The sequence below is a fragment of the Blastopirellula sediminis genome (assembly GCF_020966755.1).
Taxonomy (GTDB): Bacteria; Planctomycetota; Planctomycetia; order Pirellulales; family Pirellulaceae; genus Blastopirellula; species Blastopirellula sediminis.
In genome coordinates this window covers 2380740-2402306 of record NZ_JAJKFT010000010.1, presented here as the reverse complement: position 1 = coordinate 2402306, position 21567 = coordinate 2380740, and the positions used below count along the sequence as shown (strand labels likewise).

Below are 21567 nucleotides of genomic sequence, written 5' to 3'. Positions count from 1 at the left end.
AACTTGCTCGCAACGAACTACAGCGAGGTGCTCGCTTCGCCGCCGCTCTTGGTGCCGATCGCGCCCCACACGCCGTACGGGGAGGGACCATTGCCAGACGGGATGCTCGAGAGATTTCCGGTGTCGATCGTTTCGGTGTAGAAGTGAACCGAACCGTCGCCAAGCAGGCCGTTCGCGCCGCCGGGATGGAAACTGTTGGCGGTCATGATCGCGGCCGAACCGTCCCACGATCCGTCCGAGGTGCACGACGGGGAGTTCGGCGCCAGAATCGTGGTGATCGCGCCATACGGGCTGGCGCCGTCAGACCAGCGACGACCCGGCCAGTTGTAGGTCGACAACCCCGACAGGTAGGTCTTATTCGAGCCAGCCTTCGCCGCACAAACCGCCGGGGTCACTTGATTGTCGTTCGAGTCCGAGACCGAACCGGGCCAAGCGTCGGCCGCCAAGACGATGCCGCCCCCCAGGATTTTGTTTTTGTCGATGCCGACCGTATGCTCGGCGATCGCCAGCGTATTGCTGAGCCCGTCGGTCACGGCGCTGAACTTGTACCAGCTCTTGGCGCCGAACATGCCGCTCGAAACGGTGTGATGCGAGCGACGCGGAGTGTCGCCGATCGAGAAGGCGTAGTTCGAAAAACCATTCTCCGTGTTCTCGTTGCTATCCGCGCCGTCCGAAGGACAACGAAACGCTTCGATCTTCGTCTTCCACAGGGTGTATTCGGTCTTCCACGGCGACGCGCCATACGGGTTGAAGCTGATGCCGTTGAAGGTCTGCGAAGATTTGATCTGGTCGTACAAGTTCCCATATTCGAGGAACGGCAACATGCCGACCCAGCCGCTCAGACGTTCGGCGTTGTGTTCGAGATAAGCGCCCGACGCACCATTGGTTCCCCCTTGGCGAGCCGGCATCGCGCCGAAGGTGTCATGGTAGTTGTGGAGCGCCAGACCAACTTGCTTCAGCTTGTTGGTGCATTGCATCCGGCGAGCCGCTTCGCGAGCTTGCTGCACCGCCGGCAGCAATAGTGCGATCAAGACGCCGATGATGGCGATCACGACCAGCAACTCAACGAGAGTAAATGCGGAACGTTTCATAGGTGGGGCTTTCGAGGCAATAAAATAGGAGGGATAAATATTTTGTGCTGGGCAGCACTTCGCTAAGGCAGGGAGGCCACGATTATTGCGAGTTAGTGCGCAAAATCAATGGCATTCATTTTAATTCCGTGAAATAGAGATTCCATACTCGCCGCCGCCACAATTTGGGGGGAGAAATTCCTTCGCTAACAAGCGGAAATCCGCTTCTTAGGACGGTTGAGTCTTTGGAGCGCGAATCCTAGAATAAAGAGCCCGCCTCTTTCAGTAGGATTTTCTGTGTAGACAGCGTTGCATGCGCAGGCGCAAGTCTAAGTCCGGCAAGGGTTTTTCACCGCGAGTCGTTCATGAGCGAGCTTTATCACGAGTGCGGGATCGCCGCCGTTTATCACCTCCCGAGCGACGAAGTCAGCCCGCTCTGCCCGGACCAAGGACCGGACCATGTCTCCCGGCTCTTGCCGCGGATGCTGCTCGATATCCAGAACCGCGGCCAACTTGCCGCCGGTATGACCTCGTTCCAGCCGGGTCGCAACCAGCTGATCGACACCCACCGCGACATCGGCACCGTCCGCGAAGTCTTCCGCTTGTCCCATCGCGGCAAGAGCGAAGCCCTGATGCGTGAATACGCCGGGTGCGCCGCGATCGGCCACGTCCGTTACGCGACCTGCGGCCAGGACGATCGGAGCTACGCTCAGCCGTTCGAGCGGCACCACCTGATCAAACACAAATGGTTCAGCTTCGCCTTCAATGGACAGCTGGCCAACTACGATGAACTCCGCGATCGCCTGCTGGCCGATAACGACCATCACCTGGCCCGCGAGACCGACACCGAAATCATCATGCACGAGCTGAGCCGTGAGATGAACGGCGAACGCAAGGTGTCCCTCTTCGAAGCGCTCCGCAATGCGAGCAAACGATTTGACGGGGCCTATAGCCTGGTCATGCTCAACGCCGAAGGGGAAATGCTGGTCGCTCGCGATCCGCTCGGCATTAAGCCGCTCTGCTACGCGATCGAAGGGCCGATGTTCGCCGCCGCCAGCGAAAGCGTCGCGCTGCTGAACCTTGGCTTTGAGCCCGAAAGCATCAAATCGCTCGAGCCTGGCCACGCGATCACCATTTCTGGCGGCAAATTCGCGATTCAGAAGTTTGCCGAGTCGCCGCGCAAGGCTCACTGCTTCTTCGAGTGGATCTATTTCGCCAACGTCGCGAGCACCCTGGATGAGCGAAGCGTCTATGTGACCCGCACCAACCTGGGGGTCGAACTGGCGAAGATGGAACGAGCCGACGGTCGCGTGACGATCGACGAAAACACGCTGGTCGTGCCGGTTCCCGATACCAGCAAAGCGGCCGCCGACGCGATGGCGTTCGAGCTCGGCATTCCTTCACGCGAAGGTTTGATCCGCAATCGCTACTCCGGCCGTACCTTCATCGAAACCGGCAATCAGCGCCGTCGCGCCGCCGAAGTCAAATACACCCCGCTGCGTGAAGTGCTCGAAGGAAAGCGGGTCTTCCTGGTCGAAGACTCGATCGTTCGCTCCACCACGATGCGAGTGCTGCTAGATCGCTTGCGTGATCGCGGCGGCGTGAAGGAAATTCACGTCCGAGTCGCCTGCCCGCCGATCATCGCTCCCTGCTTCTACGGGATCGACATGTCGACGATCGGCGAGCTGTTCGCTCCGAAATTCCTACCGGACGGCCAACTGACCGAAGAAGCCCAAGCCGAAATGGCGATCGCGCTGGGCGCCGATTCGGTTCGCTTCCTGCCGCGAGAAGCGATCGCCCGTGCGGTCAATCTCCCCGGCGGCGAACTTTGCCAGGCCTGCATCAGCGGCGCCTATCCGACCGCTGCTGGCGAACGCTTGTACCAACTGGCGGTCGAAAACAGCCTGGCCGGAAGCGAAGGCCGCACCTACGAACGACGCGGCCCAGCGATTTCGACGACTTAGTGCGGGTGGCACTGCTGGCTTGCCCAGCAGTGTTCAGCATCTGAGTCGATTGAGGCCGAACCTTGTGGCAGGCGTCCGGTCCAAGTCAAGTTGAGCCAAGTTTTCATCTAGATTCCGGCCGCTTTAGACACTGCTGGACAAGCCAGCAGTGCCACCCGGTGGATCACCGCCACAAACTGCTAGCCCCTTTGCGAGCGACCGCCCGGCGCTTTAAGCTGGTTGGTTCGATTTGACTTCCCGTTCGCAATAGCAGATCGCCATGGTACGCACACGCTTCGCTCCCAGTCCGACCGGATATCTCCACATCGGCGGGGTTCGCACCGCGCTGTTCAACTGGTTGTTCGCCAAACGTCACGGCGGACAGTTCATCTTGCGCATCGACGATACCGACCAACAGCGGAACGTCGAGGAAGCGCTCGCTCCGATTCTGCACGGCTTCCGCTGGCTCGGCATGGATTGGGACGAAGGCCCCGAAGTCGGCGGCCCCTACGAGCCGTACTACCAATCGCAACGCCTCGAACGCTATCAGGCGGCCGCCCAGCAGCTACTCGACAGCGGTCACGCCTACTATGACTACGCGACGCCGGAAGAGCTGGACGCCGAACGCAAAGCGGCCGAAGCCGAAAAGCGTCCGTTCCAATACAGCCGCGCCTTCATGGCCGAGACCGAAGCGGACCGCGCCAAATGGGAAGCGGAAGGTCGCAGCTTCGTCGTCCGCCTGAAGATGCCGCGCGAAGGGGTCTGCGCCTTCACCGACAGCGTCCGCGGACCGGTCGAGTTCCAATGGAACAAAGAAAACGACCACGTCATCCAGCGGGCCGACGGCACCTGCTTGTATCACCTGGCGAGCGTCGTCGACGACCACGATCTGAAGATCACGCACGTGATTCGCGCGGAGGAGCACCTCTCGAACACGCCGCGTCAGATCTTCATCGGGCAATCGCTCGGCTACGAACTGCCGCAGTACGCTCACTTGCCCTACGTCGCCGAACCGGGGAGCAAGAACAAGCTGAGCAAGCGTAAGCTCGACAAGTATCTGAAGAACGCCGACTTCAAGCGATTGAACGAGCATGGCGAAATGATCGCCCAGCAGATCGGCCTGACCACGTCGGCCGAAACGTTCAATCCGGTGATCGTCGACTTCTATGAGCTGACCGGTTACCTGCCGGAAGCGATTTTGAATTACCTGGTTCTGCTCGGCTGGTCGCTCGACGACAAGACCGAAGACCTGTCGATCGACGAGATGATCGCCAACTTCTCGCTCGAACGGGTCACCAAGGCGCCGGCCAGCTTCGACTGCAAGAAGCTGTGGGCGTTCCAAGATCGCTACATGCAGAAGCTGCCGCTGAAGCAGAAGACCGCCGCTTGTTTGCCCTTCCTGCAAAAGGCGGGCCTGGTCGCTGATCCGGCGCCGTGCGAAGTTGGGCCGAAGCTGACCCGCATCATCGAAGCGTGCGGCGATCGCTTGAAGGTGCTTGGCGACATCATCGCCTACGCCGACTACTTCTTCGTCGCTGACGCCGACATGAAGTACGACGAAAAGGCGTTCGCCAAACGACTCGGCGACGCACAATCGCTCGACGTATTGACCAAGTTCCGCGACACGCTCGCCGCGGTCGAAACTTGGGACGTGCCGACGCTCGACAAGACGATGCAAGACTTCGTCGCGGCCGAGGGAATCAAGATCGGAGATATCATTCACGCTGTCCGCATCGCTACGACCGGCCAAGGGGTCGGTCCCGGTTTGTTCGACTGTCTCGACATTCTGGGGAAAGATTCGTGCCTGGCCCGCATTGATCGCACGCTGGCCCTGGCCGCAGAAAGGAACGCGACGTAACGTCGCAACGCAACCGCAATGGCGCAACAACTTCCCGTCGAAGGCATTCCGAAGGCTGTCCTGCTCCCGCGCAAGGCGCAGCCCCTGTACGGGCGCCATCCGTGGGCTCTCCACTCGGCGTTCGACAAGATCGATTCGTCGGCCGCCGACGGCGACGTCGTGCAGTTGGTCGGCGATCATGGTCGCTTCGTCGCCTATGGCGTGGTCAATCGCAAGAGCCGTATCAATGCGCGACTTTACAGCTGGAACGTCGACGAGCCGCTGACCGACGACTTCTGGAAACGGAAGCTCGCCGCTGCGATCGACGGGCGTCGCCAACTCGGTTTGTTCCACGAAAACGCCGGCTGCCGCTTGGTCTATAGCGAAGCGGACGGCCTGAGTGGGCTGATCGTCGATTACTTCGCCGGACATGTCGTGCTGCAAGTCAACGCGCTGGCGATGGAGAAGCGTCTCGACGTGATCGTTGCCGCACTGAACGAGTTGATCGCACCAAAGAGCATCTCGATGCGCGGCGAAGCAGGCGTGCAAAAGGCGGAAGGGATCACCATCGAACCGCAGGTTCTGCAAGGAGAAGTTCCGAGCGAACCGATCTTCATCTCGGAAAACGGGATTGAGTTCGAACTCGATCTCTCCGGCGGACAGAAGACTGGCTTCTATCTCGATCAGCGCGAAAACCGCGTCGCTGCGGCTCGCTACTTTTCGGGACGTCGCGTTCTCGACATGTTCTGCTACAGCGGCGGCTTTAGCCTCGCCGCGGCAAAGCTGGGTGGAGCGAGCGAAGTGATCGGGATCGACGGCAGCGACCGCGCGATCGAACTGGCCCGCCGCAATGCCGAACGAAACGGCATCACCAACGCCCGCTTCGAATCGGTCGATGCGTTTGACCATCTGAAGACGCTCGTCGACGCCGGCGAAAAGTTCGACGCGGTGATCCTCGACCCGCCGAAGTTCACCAAGACCCGCCGCAACATCAACGAAGCGCTGAAGGCGTACTACCACGTCAATCGCCAAGGGGTCGCCCTGCTCAACCCCGGCGGCATCCTGGTCACGTGCAGCTGCTCCGGCAACGTCTCGCGCGATGATTTCCAGATGACGCTGCTCGGCGTCGCGCAAAAGAGCGGCCGCGACATCCAAATCCTGGAACAGCGCAGCGCCGCGATCGATCACCCGACGCTGATCACCTGCCCCGAAACGCAGTACCTGAAGTGCTTTATCTGCCGCGTGGAGTAAGAGCTCTCGCGCAATTAGGTTAGCCCAGATAGCTCCCGCTATCTGGGCCGACAAAGTCGGCAGGAAGCATCAATCCGAGATTGGCCCACTCCGGCGTTCGCCACTTCAAATCCGCAAGAAGTAGCCATTCTCCCTTCGGCGCCAACCGAGACCTAATGCTTCCAGCGGCTGCGCCGCCCCGATAGCGTCAGCTATCGCGGCTAACCGATCAACTGCCGAATGATCGCTTCCGTCGTCTTTCTTTTCGTCGACAACACCGGCGTCAGCGGCAGCGGGACGTCGTCCATCCGGTGCATGCTTCCCCCGCACTCGACGCCTGGCTTGGCGACGCGGAACGCCACCTTCGCCGGCACGTCAAAATCGCTCCAGCCAAACGATATAGTCGGCAACTTCTCCAGCGCCGCCAACATCTCCGGCGGCGTGGCCTTCAACCAATCTCCGTCAAAGCGAACGATCGTGTCGACTTCACCGCGCGCCAAAAGCTTCGCGGCGCGAAATCCGGTCGGATCAAACGCCGGGCCATCGGCAGCGAAACGGACAGGGCTCGGATAGCCGGTTCGCCAGGCGATCGACTCCGCCGCGCCGATCCAGTTGGGCCCGCTCTTCAGCAGCGAGATGATCGCCCGGTTGGCCCGGTTCAGTTCCCGCACGTAATCGGCCAACGTTTCCAGAATCGCCGCCCCATCGGCGCCGCCGTAAAACTTCGGCCCGCAGATAATCGCGGCGTAGTTGGCGGCCGCCAGCTGCGCATGAATCTGTTCGATCTGCGGAAACGCAGCGAGACGCTCACGGTCGATGGTTTTGCCACGGGCGAGCGCCAGCAGCGCGTGGGCGAATTCCAGGTTCGCCGAGACTGGCGACTCGCAAAAGAGTTCCGCTCGCGCAGAAGTCGCCGTCGCCGCCTCATCAATCGCCATGGCCGTGCGTGAACCGCCTATAAATCGTCCGGCCGCATCCAGAGCGAATCGCTCCATATAGCGCGGCTGCGTCGTCTGGGGATCGGCGTTCCAGAACAAGATCACGTCGGCCCGATCGCGGATTTCCCCCAGCGTCGCGGTGATCATCCCGGTCGACTGCAGGACCACACCGCTCGGGTCGGGCTCGGCCGGATTGCCGGCATCGACATAGGCGCCCAATCGATCGGCCCAGTCGAGCGCCGCTCGTTGCCCATCGATCGTCATCTCTCCCAACCCCAACAACAGCGGCGCCTTGGCGGCGTCCAACATCTTGCCCGCGGCGGAGATCCCCTGCTCCAGCGACACTTCCTTCCCGTCGATTCGGCAATCGGCCGCAGCGCCGGTCACGGCAAAGTAGCTGCTCGCATGCGGACAAACAGGCGTCAGCTGCGTGACGCGATTGGCGTCAACGACAACTTGCAGGTCGTCGCACAGACAGCTGCAACCGCAACAGACGACGTCGGCGAAGGTGGTGGGCTTGTTCAAAGGGATTCCTGACCGCTTTCCGTAGGTTTTGATCCGCCATTATAGCGAAATCGAGAGGGCGAAATGTCCGCTTTGGAGCTGGCAAATTCCGCCCCAGGGGCCAAGATTTCTCCGCCGCCAGCGAATACGATGACGAATTCACGAAGAATATCACCTGGGGACGACGGAGAAGAGTTTCCTTGAAGTGCACGAGCTGTGGCGCCGATTCGCCGGCCGAAGCCCGGTTTTGCCATTACTGCGGGGGCCAGTTTGAACTCCCCATGCCGCAACGGCAAAGCCGCGCCGAGATCTTTGCGCGCATCAAAGCTTCGCCGCAGTTCTTGGAGGGACAAACTCCCGAGCGAATCGCCAAGGTGCCGAAGCCAAGCACCGCCTCGAAAACGCTGTTCAACGTTTTCTCCTACCTCTTGGTCGGCAAAATCGCGATGGCGATCGTCGTGCCGATTGGCTTCGTTCTCTTGTTCGGCTTTATCATGTTCGCCGGATCGTCGCTCAGTCCGTCGTCAGCACTGCCAATCGGCTTGCTCCTCGTCGGCGGGCTGATCTTGTTCATGCTGTTCGTCAGCATGACGCTGGGAATCGTCGTCCGAAGTTTTGGCAACCACGTTTTCTCCGCCATCTTCAAGAAACAGGAAGAGCTCGAAAAAGCCCCGGTCGAAGTCCAACCGGCGATCGCGATCGCCAAGCGGACGCATGTCTGGGGCGAATCGGCGCGAACGCAATACTTCGTCACGTTTGAATTGGAAGATGGCCAGCGGAAAGAGTACGCTCTCTGGTACGACACCATGTACGGACGCATCGCCGAGCAAGACGCCGGGGTCCTCTTTTCCCGCGCCGACTACGCGGCCGACTTTGACCTGGTAACTGTTTGAATCGGCGGAGGTCGATTCTCATGAAATGTGCAAGTTGCAGCGCCGACGTCGCTCCCCACTCGCTTCAATGCGAGTACTGCGGTTCGTACGTCGAACAGGAGTCGCCATCGATCGGACAGCGGAATGTTGGTCTTCGCGAGCAGATTTTCGCCTGCATCAAAAACTCACCCCAGTTCAGCGATCTCGCGCAGAATCGTCGCCGCAAACGTCCGCCGAATCGGCAGGAAGAATGGCGCCGCGTGTTGTCTCCAGTGACGTACTGCTATTATTTCGTCGCCTTCCTCATCTATTTGGCGTTCGCGATCGGACCTTACTTCGTGATCCCGATTGCGATCCTGGCGATTGTGGTGATCCTGGGCCTGGCGATGACCGCCAAGCTTCCGCCAATTCCAACCGCTCCAAAGTCGTTAGCACAGATGTCGCCGGCGATCGTCGTGAACAAACGACAAGAAGTACGAGGGAGACAAAAGCAGGTGACCTGCCAGTTCGTGACCTTTGAATTTGAAGATGGCCGCCGCCAAGAGCTATCGGTCTGGGATCCCGGTTTATTCCGACAACTCGCCAACCAAGAGGCAGGCGTGCTATTTCGCCACGGTCGGGTCGCCACAGACTTCCGTTGCGTCACGCTTTATCGTTCTCTCTCCTGACAAATTCAATTATCCTAAGCCGTCATGAAATGCGAAAGCTGTAGCGCCGACATTCCTCCCGAATCAGAACGTTGCGAGTTCTGCGGTTCGCACGTTCCCCGTGCGCCGCTGGTTCCGGCGTCTGCGCCAGTTCCCTCTCGCAGCGAAATCTTCCAGCGGATCAAATCTTCAGCCGAGTACCAAGCGGCGGCGATTGGTCAAGGGCTTGATACGCCTGCCGTGCCGACGGCCCTCTTCTTCCAAACAGGCTTCTTGGCTTTCTTTTGCTGCGCTGCAGGCTTCATGACGTTCATCTTCGCCCTAGTCGCAGGGCCGATGTGCGTCTTTCCTCTGTTCATGCTGGCGATCGGCATCTTTGGGCTGATGAAATCAGGTACGACGACCTACTCGTACGCTTCCGCCGAAGCGACTCCGGTCCCGGCGATCATCACTTCCAAGCGGGTCGAAATGCGCGGCAAACGGGGAACCCTTGCTCACTACTTCGCGACGTTCGAGTACGAAAGTGGGGAGCGGGACGAATTCCCGATCTGGGAACAAAGCCTGTTCGGTAAGCTGGCCGAAGAGGACGCCGGCGTTTTGATTCGCCGCGGTCCAGTCGCCGTCGGCTTTCGTCGCGTCGCGATGTAACGATTCCTCAATCACAACGTCCTCTACGGCAACATGGCGATGAAGTGCGACAAGTGCAGCGCTGACGTCTCGGCCGATGCTGACCGTTGCCAAAGTTGCGGCGCGAACTTGCCGGCGTCCGCCACGACCCCGGCGCCAGGTCAGCCACGGACGAAGATCTTTAACCGCATTAAAAATACACGCGGATATCGGAACGTGATGAGCGGCAAGGAGAAGGTGGCTCTCTACTCGCCGTTCGGGCTTTACCTGCTTGCCGTCGCCCAGGCCGCGCTCTGCGTCGCCTTCATCGGCGTAATGATTTATTTTGGGCTGAAGGAGGCTCAGGCCTGGCCGTTTTGGGCGATCGGCCTTCCGCTCTTCGGCGGTTTCCTAATTCTGTTCGCCTATGCGTTGGCGAAGAGCGTCCAAACGATTCGGACGTACCGCAACTCCTCTGCGATCAAGATGCCCGCGATCATCCTCTCGAAGCGCACCTCCGGTAGGCGATCCCAGTACTATCACGTCACCTTCGAACACGAAGATGGCAAGCAGGAAGAAGTGGACGTCTGGGAATACGAACTATTCCGACAGATGAACGTCAACGACATGGGCGTGTTGGTTTTCCGCGGCCCAGTCGTCGTCGGCTTTCTCCGTGTGACGATTTAGCCCGCTTCGCTACTCCACCGGCCAGACGTACTTCGTCAGCAGATAGTACTCGCCGCCGACCGCCGCGATGCTTGCCGCGTAAAACAAAACTCGCGTCATGAATTCGCCCCCAGACTCCGGCGCAATCTCGGTCATGATCTCCTTTCGAACCGGTCCCGACATGCCGCACAAGATCTTCCAGGTTATTTCCCAAAACGAAGCGGGCTCGTCTTCGCTCTTTAGGAACAACGCCCAACCAAAGACCCAATAGACCGGAATGTTCAGCACAATGAGCGTCACGATTAACGTCATTTGGTCCTCCAGCGATTGTTAAGATCGGGGCTCACCGATATTTCTTACCAGATTTTGGCCTCTCGGCCGGTTCCGACTTCTCAGGGGGGCCAATCGGATACAATAATTTAATTAGGACTTGAATGGACTTCACCCCAAATGCGAGAGATGCGATGAACGACCTCAACTGGACCGAAGTCATGACTTCGTACGACGAAAGTCAGGCCGAAGTGATCCGAATCGCGCTGGCCGAGGAAGGAATCCCCTGCACGATCGAAAACGCCCATCAAGGGGGTTTTACCGGCGTCTTCCAGGCCCGCGTCCTGGTCCCGGAAAGCTTCGCTCACGCCGCCGAAAAGCTGCTGGAAGCGCACAAACAAATCTAGTCCGAAAAGACTTTACGTCTCTTCGCCTACAAGATTTCTCTCGCCAGAGCGAATGACTCGCCAAGGGCCTTTCCCGTTTTCGAACAAGGACTTTGGATGAATCAAGGCAATACGCACTCGATGACGATCGGCTACATCTGCTGGCTGTTCGGATTCTTCGGCGCACATCGGTTTTACTATGGACGCCCCATAACCGGCACGATCTGGTTTTTCACCCTGGGGCTCTTCTTCATCGGCTGGATCGTCGACTTGTTTCTAATACCGTCGATGGACCGGGCGTGCGATCTGCGCTATACCCCAGGCCGCGTGAACTACAATGTAGCTTGGATCCTGTTGGCGATTCCGGTGGTCGGAACCCTCGGCGCTCATCGCTTGTACATGGGCAAATGGGTTACCGCGATCATCTGGTTTCTGACCGGCGGATTGTTCTTGGTCGGCTGGTTGTATGACCTCTGGACGCTGAACAGCCAAATCGACGAAGTGAACCGCACGCCTGTTTGATCCCTCTTCAGGCGTAAACGGAACGCCTGGAGCCTTGGAATCATGACCGATCGCGACGAAACAGCCCCCAGCGGAAGTCACGAAGATGACGCCGCTTTGCTGGCGCGCTTCGAAGCCCAGGCGATCTCCCGCGAAGAGTGGACTCACCGCCGCCATTTTCAAATCGCCTACCTTTATCTGACGCAACGTCCCTACGACGAAGCGCTCGAAAAGATCCGCCGCGGCATCCAGGCCCTCAACCGAGCGAACGGCGTCGACGATACGCCGGACGCCGGCTATCACGAGACGATCACCGTCGCCTACACCCAGCTGATCCGCCAGCGGCTGGCCGTCGACAGCTTCGTCAGTAGCGAAGATTTCTGCCAGCGCAATCCCGACCTGCTGAAAAAAGGCGCCCTGCTCCACCACTATTCGGCCGAGCTGCTGAAATCGCGCGAGGCTCGCCGCGAGTTCGTTGCGGCCGACGTCCATCCGCTCGACTCGTCGGTCAGCGCCACCGGCGAGACGACCCGCGTCAAACAGGTGATCGTCATGCGGCACGACCTGGGGATGCGTCGCGGCAAGCAGATCGCCCAAGGCGCCCACGCTGCGATGGCATTCTTGTGCTATCGCCTGTTTGAGGGCCCGGTCTCGATCCGGGATTTCGGCCCCGCCCAGCAGTCATGGCTCTCGGGACATTTCGCGAAAGTCTGCTGCCGGGTCAACAGCGAGCAGGAATTGCTCGACATTTACGCCGCCGCCAAAGCGGCGGGGCTTGAAGTTCACCTGATTACCGACAGCGGCCGGACCGAATTTCATGGCCAGCCGACCCACACCTGCCTGGCGATCGGCCCCGACTCGGCCGAGAAAATCGACCCGATTACTGGGCATCTGCAACTGTTGTAGCGGCTGATCCACCGCGTTCTGGCCCGACAGGCGAACCATTGGGGCTATCGGAGCGTCTTCCTCTGCATCCCCTTGATTCTCCGCCGCAAAATGAGAAAATAGGGGACTCCAGTAGGGGCAATCGCCCTGCCTGGAGAGCTTCAGAAAAGCTGATCGGACCCCCTTGTCCCTCAGCGGATTGGAGCTATATTTGAAAACTTCCCAGCGAGGGCCAGATGCCGTCAGGAGAACTGACGAATCGCCAGCCTCCCCGGGAATCCCAGAAATGGGGCCGTAGCTCAATTGGTTAGAGTACCGGACTGTCGATCCGGTGGTTGCGGGTTCGAGCCCCGTCGGCCTCGCTTGCTGCGACAAGTCGCATGCACGCAGATAGAAACGCTCTGAGTTTCCACTCAGAGCGTTTTTTTTATGCGCCGATCTCCCCGATCCCTACCGCGCCGAATTCTGCCGGCGACGGGTCGGTTTGCGGTGCGGTTTCGACCTGCGAGGCGATTCCACTTTCGGCCGCGGTTGAAACACGCTTCCCAGCGGTCCCGCCAGCAGCGCCGGTAACAAAATCAGCTCGGCGACGACGCCGGCGAGCAAGATCGTCAGCATCAACGTCCCGAATTGCCGCGTCGGCGTGAACGTGCTGAAGGCGAAGACTGAAAGTCCCAGGCCGTTGATCAGCGCCGCTTGCAGCGTCGGCGTGGCGCAGTGCTCATAGGCGGCGAGGATCGCTACATTACGATCGCCGGTCCGGTCGAGACTCTCACGGAACCAGGTAAGGTAGTGAATCGTATCGTCGACTGCGACTCCCAGTGCGATGCTAGCCGACATCATCGAGCCGATATCGATCGGCAGACTCAGCCAGCCCATTCCGCCAAAGACGATCAAGATCGGCAGAACGTTTGGCAGCATCGTAACGATGCCGGCCCGCACGCCGCGCGACACGAACATCAAGAGCGGCGTGATTGTGAGAAACGACCAGCAGGTGCTCTCGACCAAACTCTGGAGCAACGCTCGCTGCGTCTTGTAGACGATCGGAATCACGCCGGTATAGACCGAATCGATCTGCGGCTCGACCTGCGCACTGTAGGCGATCTTATTGCTGTGCTCCATGATCACCGGATCAACCACGTCGCGCAGCTCGCCGGCGAACCGTCCATAGTCGACGTCTTCAAACGCTGCGACGCGCACGCTGATCCGCCACAATTCGTCTCCGGTGCTGCGATCCGTCGCCAGATAGCCGCTTTCCAACAATTGCGGATAGCTTTGCTCGAATTGCGAATTGGTCGCAGTACGACGCACGAGCGCAAAAGTTCCTTTCCGCTCGCTTGGCAGCGGCGGCACAAAAGTGGTGGCGGCGATCGAGGGACCGACGATATCGGCGCCAGACTCGCCAAACCTACGCTCAATCGTTTGCTGCACCTGCTGGATGATCCGCATGCGATCCAAGAGCGAAATCTGGGGGCAACCGAAGAACTGCACACCTTCTTCCGCCAGTGCGCTATGATCGAAGCGGACGACGATTTCCATCGGCACCAGGCGCCCGATATGCGTTTCCAGCCAGCGATAATCTTGCAGAATACGGGCCCGACTGCCGAACAATTTCATCAAATCGACGTTCGTTTGCGTTCGAGACAGTCCCAGGCAAAGAAACAAAATCAGCGCCACGCTGCCGGCCGTCACCCAACCATGCCGGCGAATCATGAAGCTGCCGAAAGCGTGCCAGAAGCGATTCAGCCCGACCGGTTCGTGATGATCGAGCGACGCGGCGTCCCGCTTCCGCCGATTGCGGCTCGGCCAAACATGCAGCGCCGCCGGCAAAAACAGGAACAGCACAATCAGCATTTGCATTACGCCGACTGCCGAATAGACCCCAAACTTGCGAATCGGCGTCAGATCGCTCGCATATAGCGATAACAAACCAAGCGCCGTCGTCACTGAACAAAGGAGCGCCGGCTTCCAACCGCGGGCGATCGCTCCCAGCGCCGCAGTCGCGATTCCTTCTTCGTCGATCGCCGCATGATAGTAGTTGATCAGATGCACCGCGCCAGAAATTGCCAGCACATAGACGAGCGACGGCATCGAAAGCAAAATCGCATCGCTGGTTGAGCCGGTCCAACTGACCGCGGCCAAACTGCCGGCGGCGCTCAAGATGCCGCAGGCGAAGACAATGGCCGTCAGCCGCACGCTCCGCAGCGAAAACCAAGCCAGGCCAAGGCCGAACAACGCCGCCAGCCCGGCCAACCGGATCATCGTCCGTTCCCCTTCTTCGTCGATCGCGATGTTATCGATCGGCGGGCCGCCGAAATGAGCCGCGCCAGGATCAATGCCGCATTCGCGCATCGCGACCAACAGCGTCCCTTCCGTCCGTTGCAGTCGCAGCCTTCCCTCCGCTTTTCGTCCCAGCACTTCGCGCAGGTTCTGAATCGCGTCGTCGGCCAGCGTAACGATGACGCAAGTTTGCCGACCGTCTTCGCCAATTACTCCTCCCTGCAGGCGAGCGACAGCGGTCTCGTACGACACGCTCATCGGCGGCGAGGTCAGACGATTCAACAATCGCCGCCCCGTGGTTACGGATTTGACGTAACTAGCCTCGCCGGCCGCATTCGCCTCGAGACGAACGGCAAGCCGTTCAATCCGCGGATCGTCGCCTTGCGAGTCCGGCAGCGCCGGATCGTCTCCCAACCGGCACCCTTCCCAACTGATGATCACAAACTGGTCGGCGACGAAGTGCTCGCGAAACCAGCGCAGATCGCCGGTCTCGGCGTAGGTCGGAGGCAGCCAGTCGGCCACCTTGTTCGAGTTGCTCCGAATCGTCCGAGCGGCGCCCCAGAAAACCAGCGGCGCCGCCACGGCGAACAGCAGCACAATCCATTTCGCGCTGCGAGCGAAGGCCTGGGCGATGGTCCGTTTCATTCGACTCTCCATAGCGCAACGTGATGAACCGCCGAGCAGCGGGCCGAGGCGAACAGGAAGACCTTGGTCGACGCCGCTAACGACCGCATGCGCATTCGCGATCGCATGCGACTAACGCGCCGCAACAGCGTCAGTAAGCGGCGGTACTCCGGCGATGCGTCGGCGTAGTAAAGCGACATGAACGCAACGAGATGGCGGATGTGCGACAGTCGTCGTCGCAGCGAACTTGAATTTGACATCCGCTACGCCTCCTCCGGTCGGCGACGATCTTCGGCGGCGGCCAATTGCGCTTCGCGCCGCGCATCGACCAACGAAGCGACGATCCCGACCGCCAGAATTCCGCCGATCACCGCCAATGAAACGAGATTCGGAATCGGAAAATGATGCGCCAGCAGCATCTTGACCCCAACGTACGCCAGCACGAAGACCAGGCTCGACTTCAGGTAACGAAACTCGACCAGGCACCCTGCCAGCACGAAATACAACGACCGCAAGCCGAGGATCGCGAAGATGTTCGACGTGAAGACGAGAAACGGATCCTTCGTCACCGCGAACACCGCCGGAATCGAGTCGACCGCAAACATCACGTCGCTCGTCTCAATCAGGACCAACGCGAGCAGCATCGGCGTCGCCGCCCACCCGGCCGAAGTTTTCACCCAGAAGTCGCCGCTCGACGTCGATTCGCTAATCGGGAAAAACCGCCGCAGCAAGCAAATGAAAATATTTTCGTCGATTGCGACTTTGTCTTCTCGAGCGACCAGCAACTTGACGGCCGAAGCGAGCAACAGGACTCCAAAGACGTAGATGATCCAAGCGAACTGCGCCAACAGCACGGCGCCCAGGCCAATCATCACGCCCCGCAAGACGACGGCGCCCAAGATCCCCCAGAACAGCAAACGGTGTTGCCGCTCATGCGGAATCGCAAAGTAGGCGAAGATCAGCGCGATCACAAAGATATTGTCGATCGACAGCGACTTCTCCAGCACGTACGCCGTCAAAAACTGCACCGCGGCGTCCCCTCCCGAGATCGCCGTAGCGGGATCGGCCAGCAGCGGTTCCAGCCGGCCCCCATACAGCGCAAAGATGAAGCCGTCGAACGCGATCGCCAGCGCAATCCAAAAGCCGCTCCAGAGGAGCGCTTCGCCGACGCTCGGCCGATGCGCTTCGCGGTGGAATACTCCCAGATCCAAGAAGACCAGCACGACGACCAGCAAGATAAACCCGGACCAGATCAGCGGACTCATTGGACGCCTCCTGGCGACGCGGCGCCGGCCGGAAGCTCTTCGATCAGGCCGTCTTCAAAGACGCCGGGGAGAAAGTCGATCGGAACGAGCGCATGCGGCGAATGGAGTGCGCCAAACTTAAAAAGCAGCCATTGTCCCAGCGTCAGCCCCTTTTCCCACCTCTTCAAGTTTTGATTCAATCGCATGACGATCGGGGACTTGTCGTCGTTCGCCTCGGTCAACGTCTGGACGCAACCTTCGGTCTGGCCGATCAGCAGCAACGCCGTCGCGTAATTCGCCTTCAGATACGTCGGCAGTTCAGGCCGCATCACGATGCATCCCGAGCGCAGCAACATGCCTCGATAGAACTGCAGCGCTTCGGTATACCGCCCCATACGCAGCAAGCAAACGCCGCGGGCGTTTTTTACCTCCGGGTCATGCCCGCCGTTGCCCAGCATTTGAAGAGCGGCGACATAGTCTTTCTGGCGGACGTATCGCTTGGCTCTTCCAAGCAGCGTATCTTCGGTTTGCTTTTCCACGAAAGCGGGCGGGCGCACAACGGTTTTGCGATTCATAAGAACATCTCCAGCGCCGGCGCACGAAAACGCTCCGGACGCAATTAGGGTACAGGTCAGGAAAGAAATGAAAGGAACGCCAGGCAGCAGCGTGGTTTAGAGCTGCCAGCGAACCTTCAGGACCTGCAAACTAGAAGCGGCGTCGCCAGTTGGGACGATCGCAGCAGGAGAAGCAACGCTCCAACCGTCGATGATCGGCACTTCCAGGGAAGAAGCGAAAGCGACCGACAACTCGATGAGCGAAACAAGTCGAAACTCAAACTCCGCCCGGGTGGCGGCGCCTTGACCGGGAAGTTCCGCTGGTAAGACGGTCGCTTGATCCGAGGAGGAGGAAACGTCGCCTGAAACCGGAGCTGCCGTGGGAACCTTTTCCGCACGTAGCGTCGAAAAAGCCCCCAGCGCCGTTAGAACGGCGGAGAAAACCAAGGCCAACAAGACAAATCGCCGACGACGATTCATCGGGGGGTGATCCGGACGCGGAAAATGGTAGGAAACGAACCGTTTCCCTGATTCCTTGAAGAATACGTTCGCTCTTTATCGACGTCAAGTCGCCCCAAAAATCAGCGGTATTTGGCAAATTGAAGATAGCACTGAACTCGAACAGCGCGGTCAGAAAGAAGGTTAGCCGCGAAAGCTCCAGCTTTCGGGGTCGACGAAGTCGACAGGAAACGCCACTCCGCGACCGACGCCCTCACCGGCAACCAGCGAACCTCGCACGCGCCATCCCGCTCCCTCTTCACTAGCCCGCAGCGCAAGCAAGGGAATACGCTCCCCATCCCCATCCCACGAGGAACCGCCATGGCCTGGGCGACCCCCTACATCGAAAAACTAAAACAGGGCGAAACGGTCTCCTTCCGCCCCCGCGGCAATTCAATGTCGGGCAAGATCGAAAACGGCCAACTCTGCACCGTCGCCCCCGTCGATCCGAGCACGCTGAAGGTCGGCGACATCGTCCTCTGCAAAGTCAACGGCACGCAATACATCCACCTGATCAAAGCGATCGACGGCGCCCGTTTCCAGATCGGCAACAACAAGGGCCGAATCAACGGCTGGATCTCGGCCGGGTCGATCTTTGGGAAGTGCGTGCGGGTCGAACCTTAGCGTTCACTCTTCATCTTCCGCTTCCTTCGGCTCCGCTCTTCCTTCAATATCCGCAACCGCACCCTTCGCCGCGTATTTGACCGAGTAGCTCTCGTCTTCCTCGGCCATTTTCTTCAAGCGGTCGACTTCCGATTTTGCGGCGGGGCCGATGGCGCCCAGCGTTTTGATCGCTTTTTCTCGCTCGTATTCGTTCTTGCTGTCGAGCGTCTTGGCGATTGCCGCAACATACGGCGCCGCGGCAGGCCCCATTTTCGATAACCCTTCCAGCATCGCCGTGCGGCTGTTGACGTCGGCCAATCTCTCTTCGACCAACTGGCCGAATTCCGGACTCGATGCGCCGATCGCCGCCAAGGCGAGGATCGGGCGTCCTTTGTATTCCCATTCGTTCGCCGCTTGGATCAGCTTTGGCTCGGCCGCTTTGGCGGCGGGACCGATCGCTTCGATCGCTTCGCACGCATACCAATTAACTGTCTTATCATCGAGGTACGAAATGATCGTGTCGACCATCGGCGCCGCTTTCGGCCCCAGTTCCTTCAGCGCCAGTAGCACCCGCATATGATTGACCAGCATCTGCTTCAACATCGCGTCGGCCATCTGCAGAACTTCGGTAGGGTCCTCGTCGTTTTTCCCCACGACCTCCGCCCACGCTTCCAATACTTCGCCCCGTTCCCACAGCCGCTCGTCGGTCTTTTCCATCCGCTGTTTGAAGAACGGAATGCTAATCTCCGGATGAGCGCCGATTTCGCCCAGCGCCTTGAGTTGATTCTTGAACAACTCGGTCTGCTTTTCATCGCTCGGATCGATCGGCAATTTCACAATCCCCGGCACGGCGTCGGCCGCCGTCTCGCCAAAGTCGCCGATCTCTTCCAACAGGTCCTCCATCACCGCCATCTCCTGCTTGTTAATCAGGTCGATCAGCGTCGGCAGCCCCGCTTCGATCTTCAGGTAGCCGATCGCCCGGATGTTGTCCTGCCGCGGCTTCAAAAAGCCAGGCGTCGCCACCCCTTCAATCATCGCTCGTTCGGCTTCTTCGGTCGCGCCATGGCTGTAAGACACATGTGCCGCGGCGCCCAACAGCGGCTGCCCTGGCTTTTCGGCCAGGCAATCGCGGCAGAGCTTGACGATTTCTTGAATCTTCGCCGAACGTCCTTCGTCAAACCGCTCCTGTACGGAGTCCAGCGCCAACAGCGCCGCCGCCCGGATCTCGTTTGGCTGCTCCTTGTCAGCCGCCACTTTGATCAGCGGCTCATACAACTCTTCATATTGATCGCTGATCGAATCGCTCACGTCTCCTTGGGCGACGATGACGTCTTGCAGCAGCGATTCGATCGGCTGCTTGTTGATCGACTTCCATTCGGTAATCGCCTCTTGGACCGACTCGCGTTCGCTGTCGCTGGTCGCCATGCCGAGTCGCCGATTCAAAAAGTCCAGCGCCCCCGGAGCCGGAGGATCAAGCTGGGCGACCGTCCGGCAAATCGCAGCGTCCGCCCAAGCGACGTCATGCCGCGGAGCCTGCAAAATAGCGGCGGCGATTTCCGGCGTACTCGGACGCACCTTGCCAAGCGCCTTGGCCGATTCCGCGCTGATCGACGTATGATCACGGACCACCGTCCCCAGCAAAATCGTAATCATCTCCGGCGACAACTTTTCGAGATGGTTCGCCCCGATGATCCCCATCCACAACTTCCGCTCGTCTTGGCTCTGGAGCAACTTGAGCACCAGGTCGCTCGCCTGCAATTGCCCGAGCGCTTCGGCGCCGGCGAAGCTATCCTCTTCCCAGGTCAGTTTCTGCAGCAGCGGAATCGTCTCTTTCGCGCCGGGACCAATCGCGCCGATCGCTTTGAGCGCGTCCGAGTTGTCATGCGCCGCAGCCCAGCAGAGTTGCGGCAGCGCCGGCGCCGCGACGGGGCCAAATTCCCCCAGAATTCTGCCGGCAACGTCGGGATGCTTCTGACCAGGTCCCAACATCGCCGCCAACGTTGGGACTGACGACTTGAACGCCTCTTTGTCCCAATATTCGGCGTTGTTACTATACCGAGCCAAAACCTCGAAACTGACGTCCGGGTCGGAATCCAACAATCCGGCCTGCAGCACGTTGGCGACTTCGGTCGGCCGTTCCGAGAGGAGATAGTAGACCTTTTCGAGCGCCCTCTCGCGGATCTTCTTCTGCGGAAAAGTGAGCGCCAACTCGGTCAGCTTGTCCAAGTCTTTCACCTTATAAGCGGCGAGCAGCTGCTGCACCTCTTCCGGTACCGGCGTCCCCTCTGGATCCTCTTGGCCGGCAAACGGCTTGAGCGTTTCCGGCGCGTCGGAAATGACGACCTTCGGCAACTGGTCGAACTCCATCTGCGACCACTTAATCGCCGGATTGTCCGCCGGGATGTCGATCGGCGCCGCCGTCGTTTGCGCGTCTCCTCCGTCTTCGATCTGAATCGTTTGGGTTTCGCTTTTTCCGAAACAGCCGACGAACATTAACAAGGCGAACAGCCAAACAGCGCGATGAGACATGAGCGAATATCCTTCTCCATCAGCGAATCGAGTTTATGGCCGCATTGTCGGCACATATTCGCCACGGGGCAACCAATTCTCCCCCCGATTTGGACGACCGCGGTAAGAAATGATCGGCGAGAACAAATGCGATTCGCCGCCAGCGCACCCAGTGCCTGCTTTGCGCACAGAGGAGATCAATCCGCTTCCAAGTTGCGCAGCTTGCCAAGCGGGACCGACTAGACCGTTTCCAACAGATCCCACTCGACGCCAAGCGTATGCTCTAAATCCCGCAGTTGCTCCGGCGTCCGCGTCGCGACCTGGATTTCGCCGCTCCCATCCTCTTGATCAAACAGGCAAACGACGACTCCATCGCCCCCAAAGAAGCTGAGCCGATAACCTTCGTCGCGAAACAACTGCGGCCACCGCGCTTCGACCAGCTGGTAGGTCCCTTCGCTCGCCGTGCCGAGCCCGATGTTCGGCAGCCCGCCGTTGACCGTTTGCCAGTAGGCCATCTTGATCAGAAAGCGGCTCAAACTTTCGTCATCCGCTTCCCACTCCAGCTCGTCTTCCTGGAACGCCGCATGCACCGGCGGATCGGGCGAATCGAGATGCTCTTCCAACACGCCCCAAACCGTCACCCCTTGGTTCTCGACATAAAACACAAACGCCCCATCCCGCATCTCCAGCCGATCAGGCCGCAGCAAACGATTGTGAACCTGATTCCAATGGTCCGAGTGCGCGGTCAGCTGATAGTAATCAAGCAACACCGCCGGCAAAGCGATCCCCAGCCGAGCCTCCGCCGCTTGCAGCGATTCTTGCGGCTCTGGCGTCATACGGAGCGCATCGCCGTGGATCGCCTGGAGGATGTCGTGGATTTCTTGGATGGTGGGCATTGAGG

General features: G+C 59.6%; 20 protein-coding genes, 1 tRNA gene and 2 pseudogenes. 12 read left to right on the top strand and 11 right to left on the bottom strand.

Going from position 1 to position 21567, the window contains the following annotated elements; translation table 11 throughout:
* Positions 1 to 17 precede the first annotated feature (17 nt).
* The gene (locus tag LOC68_RS21415; RefSeq protein WP_230222525.1) at positions 18 to 1091 is read right to left on the bottom strand and encodes a DUF1559 domain-containing protein; all 1074 of its coding nucleotides are present in this window, start codon (positions 1089 to 1091) and stop codon (positions 18 to 20) included.
* A 344-nt stretch (positions 1092 to 1435) separates the two neighbouring features.
* On the opposite strand from LOC68_RS21415, the gene LOC68_RS21410 reads away from it, so the two are divergent.
* The 3 genes from LOC68_RS21410 to LOC68_RS21400 all read left to right on the top strand — a co-directional run bounded on the left by LOC68_RS21410 (position 1436) and on the right by LOC68_RS21400 (position 6101).
* Positions 1436 to 3034, top strand: a complete 1599-nt coding sequence (locus LOC68_RS21410; protein ID WP_230222524.1) for an amidophosphoribosyltransferase — start codon at positions 1436 to 1438, stop codon at positions 3032 to 3034.
* A 259-nt stretch (positions 3035 to 3293) separates the two neighbouring features.
* Positions 3294 to 4871, top strand: a complete 1578-nt coding sequence (gene gltX, locus LOC68_RS21405; RefSeq protein ID WP_230222522.1) for a glutamate--tRNA ligase — start codon at positions 3294 to 3296, stop codon at positions 4869 to 4871.
* 18 nt (positions 4872 to 4889) lie between these two features.
* On the top strand, positions 4890 to 6101 hold the full coding sequence (locus tag LOC68_RS21400) for a class I SAM-dependent rRNA methyltransferase (protein WP_230222520.1): 1212 nt from the start codon (positions 4890 to 4892) through the stop codon (positions 6099 to 6101).
* 200 nt (positions 6102 to 6301) lie between these two features.
* Here the strand turns inward: LOC68_RS21400 and LOC68_RS21395 are convergent, their stop codons facing one another.
* Positions 6302 to 7543, bottom strand: coding sequence for a hypothetical protein (locus LOC68_RS21395; RefSeq protein WP_230222518.1), 1242 nt, complete (start codon positions 7541 to 7543; stop codon positions 6302 to 6304).
* 179 nt (positions 7544 to 7722) lie between these two features.
* On the opposite strand from LOC68_RS21395, the gene LOC68_RS21390 reads away from it, so the two are divergent.
* The 4 genes from LOC68_RS21390 to LOC68_RS21375 all read left to right on the top strand — a co-directional run bounded on the left by LOC68_RS21390 (position 7723) and on the right by LOC68_RS21375 (position 10334).
* Positions 7723 to 8415: a DUF2500 family protein gene (locus tag LOC68_RS21390; protein WP_230222516.1), complete on the top strand. Its 693-nt coding sequence runs from the start codon at positions 7723 to 7725 to the stop codon at positions 8413 to 8415.
* A 20-nt stretch (positions 8416 to 8435) separates the two neighbouring features.
* Positions 8436 to 9062 (top strand): hypothetical protein, encoded by a 627-nt coding sequence (locus LOC68_RS21385; RefSeq protein WP_230222514.1) that lies wholly within the window; start codon positions 8436 to 8438, stop codon positions 9060 to 9062.
* 24 nt (positions 9063 to 9086) lie between these two features.
* The gene (locus LOC68_RS21380; RefSeq protein ID WP_230222512.1) at positions 9087 to 9689 is read left to right on the top strand and encodes a DUF2500 domain-containing protein; all 603 of its coding nucleotides are present in this window, start codon (positions 9087 to 9089) and stop codon (positions 9687 to 9689) included.
* A 195-nt stretch (positions 9690 to 9884) separates the two neighbouring features.
* On the top strand, positions 9885 to 10334 hold the full coding sequence (locus LOC68_RS21375; protein WP_230222510.1) for a hypothetical protein: 450 nt from the start codon (positions 9885 to 9887) through the stop codon (positions 10332 to 10334).
* Positions 10335 to 10343: 9 nt separating this feature from the next.
* Here LOC68_RS21375 and LOC68_RS21370 read toward each other — a convergent pair whose 3' ends face one another.
* Positions 10344 to 10625, bottom strand: a complete 282-nt coding sequence (locus LOC68_RS21370; protein ID WP_230222508.1) for a hypothetical protein — start codon at positions 10623 to 10625, stop codon at positions 10344 to 10346.
* A 152-nt stretch (positions 10626 to 10777) separates the two neighbouring features.
* Here LOC68_RS21370 and LOC68_RS21365 point away from each other — a divergent pair, with 152 nt between their 5' ends.
* The 4 genes from LOC68_RS21365 (at position 10778) to LOC68_RS21350 (ending at position 12717) form a co-directional block, all read left to right on the top strand.
* On the top strand, positions 10778 to 10990 hold the full coding sequence (locus LOC68_RS21365; protein ID WP_230222507.1) for a putative signal transducing protein: 213 nt from the start codon (positions 10778 to 10780) through the stop codon (positions 10988 to 10990).
* A gap of 96 nt (positions 10991 to 11086) precedes the next feature.
* Positions 11087 to 11491 (top strand): TM2 domain-containing protein, encoded by a 405-nt coding sequence (locus tag LOC68_RS21360; protein ID WP_230222505.1) that lies wholly within the window; start codon positions 11087 to 11089, stop codon positions 11489 to 11491.
* Positions 11492 to 11533: 42 nt separating this feature from the next.
* Complete coding sequence (gene pth2 / locus LOC68_RS21355; RefSeq protein WP_230222503.1) at positions 11534 to 12376, top strand: aminoacyl-tRNA hydrolase; 843 nt, start codon at positions 11534 to 11536, stop codon at positions 12374 to 12376.
* Positions 12377 to 12643: 267 nt separating this feature from the next.
* Positions 12644 to 12717 (top strand) — tRNA-Asp (locus tag LOC68_RS21350).
* A gap of 163 nt (positions 12718 to 12880) precedes the next feature.
* Here the strand turns inward: LOC68_RS21350 and LOC68_RS28815 are convergent.
* The 6 genes and pseudogenes from LOC68_RS28815 to LOC68_RS21325 form a co-directional block, all read right to left on the bottom strand.
* Positions 12881 to 13477 (bottom strand): annotated as a pseudogene (locus tag LOC68_RS28815) (MMPL family transporter); the annotation flags it as partial.
* A gap of 591 nt (positions 13478 to 14068) precedes the next feature.
* A pseudogene (locus tag LOC68_RS28810) lies at positions 14069 to 14707 on the bottom strand (MMPL family transporter); the annotation flags it as partial.
* 569 nt (positions 14708 to 15276) lie between these two features.
* A complete protein-coding gene (locus LOC68_RS21340) occupies positions 15277 to 15519 on the bottom strand; it encodes a hypothetical protein (protein ID WP_230222499.1) in 243 nt (80 codons plus the stop codon).
* Positions 15520 to 15522: 3 nt separating this feature from the next.
* The gene (locus tag LOC68_RS21335; RefSeq protein ID WP_230222497.1) at positions 15523 to 16524 is read right to left on the bottom strand and encodes a TerC family protein; all 1002 of its coding nucleotides are present in this window, start codon (positions 16522 to 16524) and stop codon (positions 15523 to 15525) included.
* On the bottom strand, positions 16521 to 17078 hold the full coding sequence (locus LOC68_RS21330; protein WP_230222496.1) for a tetratricopeptide repeat protein: 558 nt from the start codon (positions 17076 to 17078) through the stop codon (positions 16521 to 16523). The genes LOC68_RS21335 and LOC68_RS21330 overlap by 4 nt, the downstream gene beginning before the upstream one ends.
* A gap of 96 nt (positions 17079 to 17174) precedes the next feature.
* Positions 17175 to 17537, bottom strand: a complete 363-nt coding sequence (locus tag LOC68_RS21325; protein WP_230222494.1) for a hypothetical protein — start codon at positions 17535 to 17537, stop codon at positions 17175 to 17177.
* Between the two features lie 339 nt (positions 17538 to 17876).
* Between LOC68_RS21325 and LOC68_RS21320 the strand changes: the two genes are divergently transcribed.
* Positions 17877 to 18179, top strand: coding sequence for a hypothetical protein (locus LOC68_RS21320; protein WP_230222492.1), 303 nt, complete (start codon positions 17877 to 17879; stop codon positions 18177 to 18179).
* Between the two features lie 3 nt (positions 18180 to 18182).
* On the opposite strand, the gene LOC68_RS21315 is transcribed toward LOC68_RS21320, so the two are convergent.
* Together LOC68_RS21315 and LOC68_RS21310 are read right to left on the bottom strand one after the other, a co-directional pair.
* Entirely contained in the window at positions 18183 to 20687 is a 2505-nt protein-coding gene (locus tag LOC68_RS21315) for a hypothetical protein (protein WP_230222490.1), read from the bottom strand.
* A gap of 218 nt (positions 20688 to 20905) precedes the next feature.
* Positions 20906 to 21562, bottom strand: coding sequence for a hypothetical protein (locus LOC68_RS21310; protein ID WP_230222488.1), 657 nt, complete (start codon positions 21560 to 21562; stop codon positions 20906 to 20908).
* Between the last annotated feature and the right edge of the window lie 5 nt (positions 21563 to 21567).

What these genes read in the sequence shown, in the direction of transcription:
- LOC68_RS21415 (WP_230222525.1), bottom strand. Translation starts at nt 1,091, where the DNA reads ATGAAACGTTCCGCATTTACTCTCGTTGAGTTGCTGGTCGTGATCGCC.
- LOC68_RS21410 (WP_230222524.1), top strand. Translation starts at nt 1,436, where the DNA reads ATGAGCGAGCTTTATCACGAGTGCGGGATCGCCGCCGTTTATCACCTC.
- gltX (WP_230222522.1), top strand. Translation starts at nt 3,294, where the DNA reads ATGGTACGCACACGCTTCGCTCCCAGTCCGACCGGATATCTCCACATC.
- LOC68_RS21400 (WP_230222520.1), top strand. Translation starts at nt 4,890, where the DNA reads ATGGCGCAACAACTTCCCGTCGAAGGCATTCCGAAGGCTGTCCTGCTC.
- LOC68_RS21385 (WP_230222514.1), top strand. Translation starts at nt 8,436, where the DNA reads ATGAAATGTGCAAGTTGCAGCGCCGACGTCGCTCCCCACTCGCTTCAA.
- LOC68_RS21380 (WP_230222512.1), top strand. Translation starts at nt 9,087, where the DNA reads ATGAAATGCGAAAGCTGTAGCGCCGACATTCCTCCCGAATCAGAACGT.
- LOC68_RS21370 (WP_230222508.1), bottom strand. Translation starts at nt 10,625, where the DNA reads ATGACGTTAATCGTGACGCTCATTGTGCTGAACATTCCGGTCTATTGG.
- LOC68_RS21365 (WP_230222507.1), top strand. Translation starts at nt 10,778, where the DNA reads ATGAACGACCTCAACTGGACCGAAGTCATGACTTCGTACGACGAAAGT.
- LOC68_RS21360 (WP_230222505.1), top strand. Translation starts at nt 11,087, where the DNA reads ATGAATCAAGGCAATACGCACTCGATGACGATCGGCTACATCTGCTGG.
- pth2 (WP_230222503.1), top strand. Translation starts at nt 11,534, where the DNA reads ATGACCGATCGCGACGAAACAGCCCCCAGCGGAAGTCACGAAGATGAC.
- LOC68_RS21340 (WP_230222499.1), bottom strand. Translation starts at nt 15,519, where the DNA reads ATGTCAAATTCAAGTTCGCTGCGACGACGACTGTCGCACATCCGCCAT.
- LOC68_RS21335 (WP_230222497.1), bottom strand. Translation starts at nt 16,524, where the DNA reads ATGAGTCCGCTGATCTGGTCCGGGTTTATCTTGCTGGTCGTCGTGCTG.
- LOC68_RS21330 (WP_230222496.1), bottom strand. Translation starts at nt 17,078, where the DNA reads ATGAATCGCAAAACCGTTGTGCGCCCGCCCGCTTTCGTGGAAAAGCAA.
- LOC68_RS21325 (WP_230222494.1), bottom strand. Translation starts at nt 17,537, where the DNA reads ATGAATCGTCGTCGGCGATTTGTCTTGTTGGCCTTGGTTTTCTCCGCC.
- LOC68_RS21320 (WP_230222492.1), top strand. Translation starts at nt 17,877, where the DNA reads ATGGCCTGGGCGACCCCCTACATCGAAAAACTAAAACAGGGCGAAACG.
- LOC68_RS21315 (WP_230222490.1), bottom strand. Translation starts at nt 20,687, where the DNA reads ATGTCTCATCGCGCTGTTTGGCTGTTCGCCTTGTTAATGTTCGTCGGC.
- LOC68_RS21310 (WP_230222488.1), bottom strand. Translation starts at nt 21,562, where the DNA reads ATGCCCACCATCCAAGAAATCCACGACATCCTCCAGGCGATCCACGGC.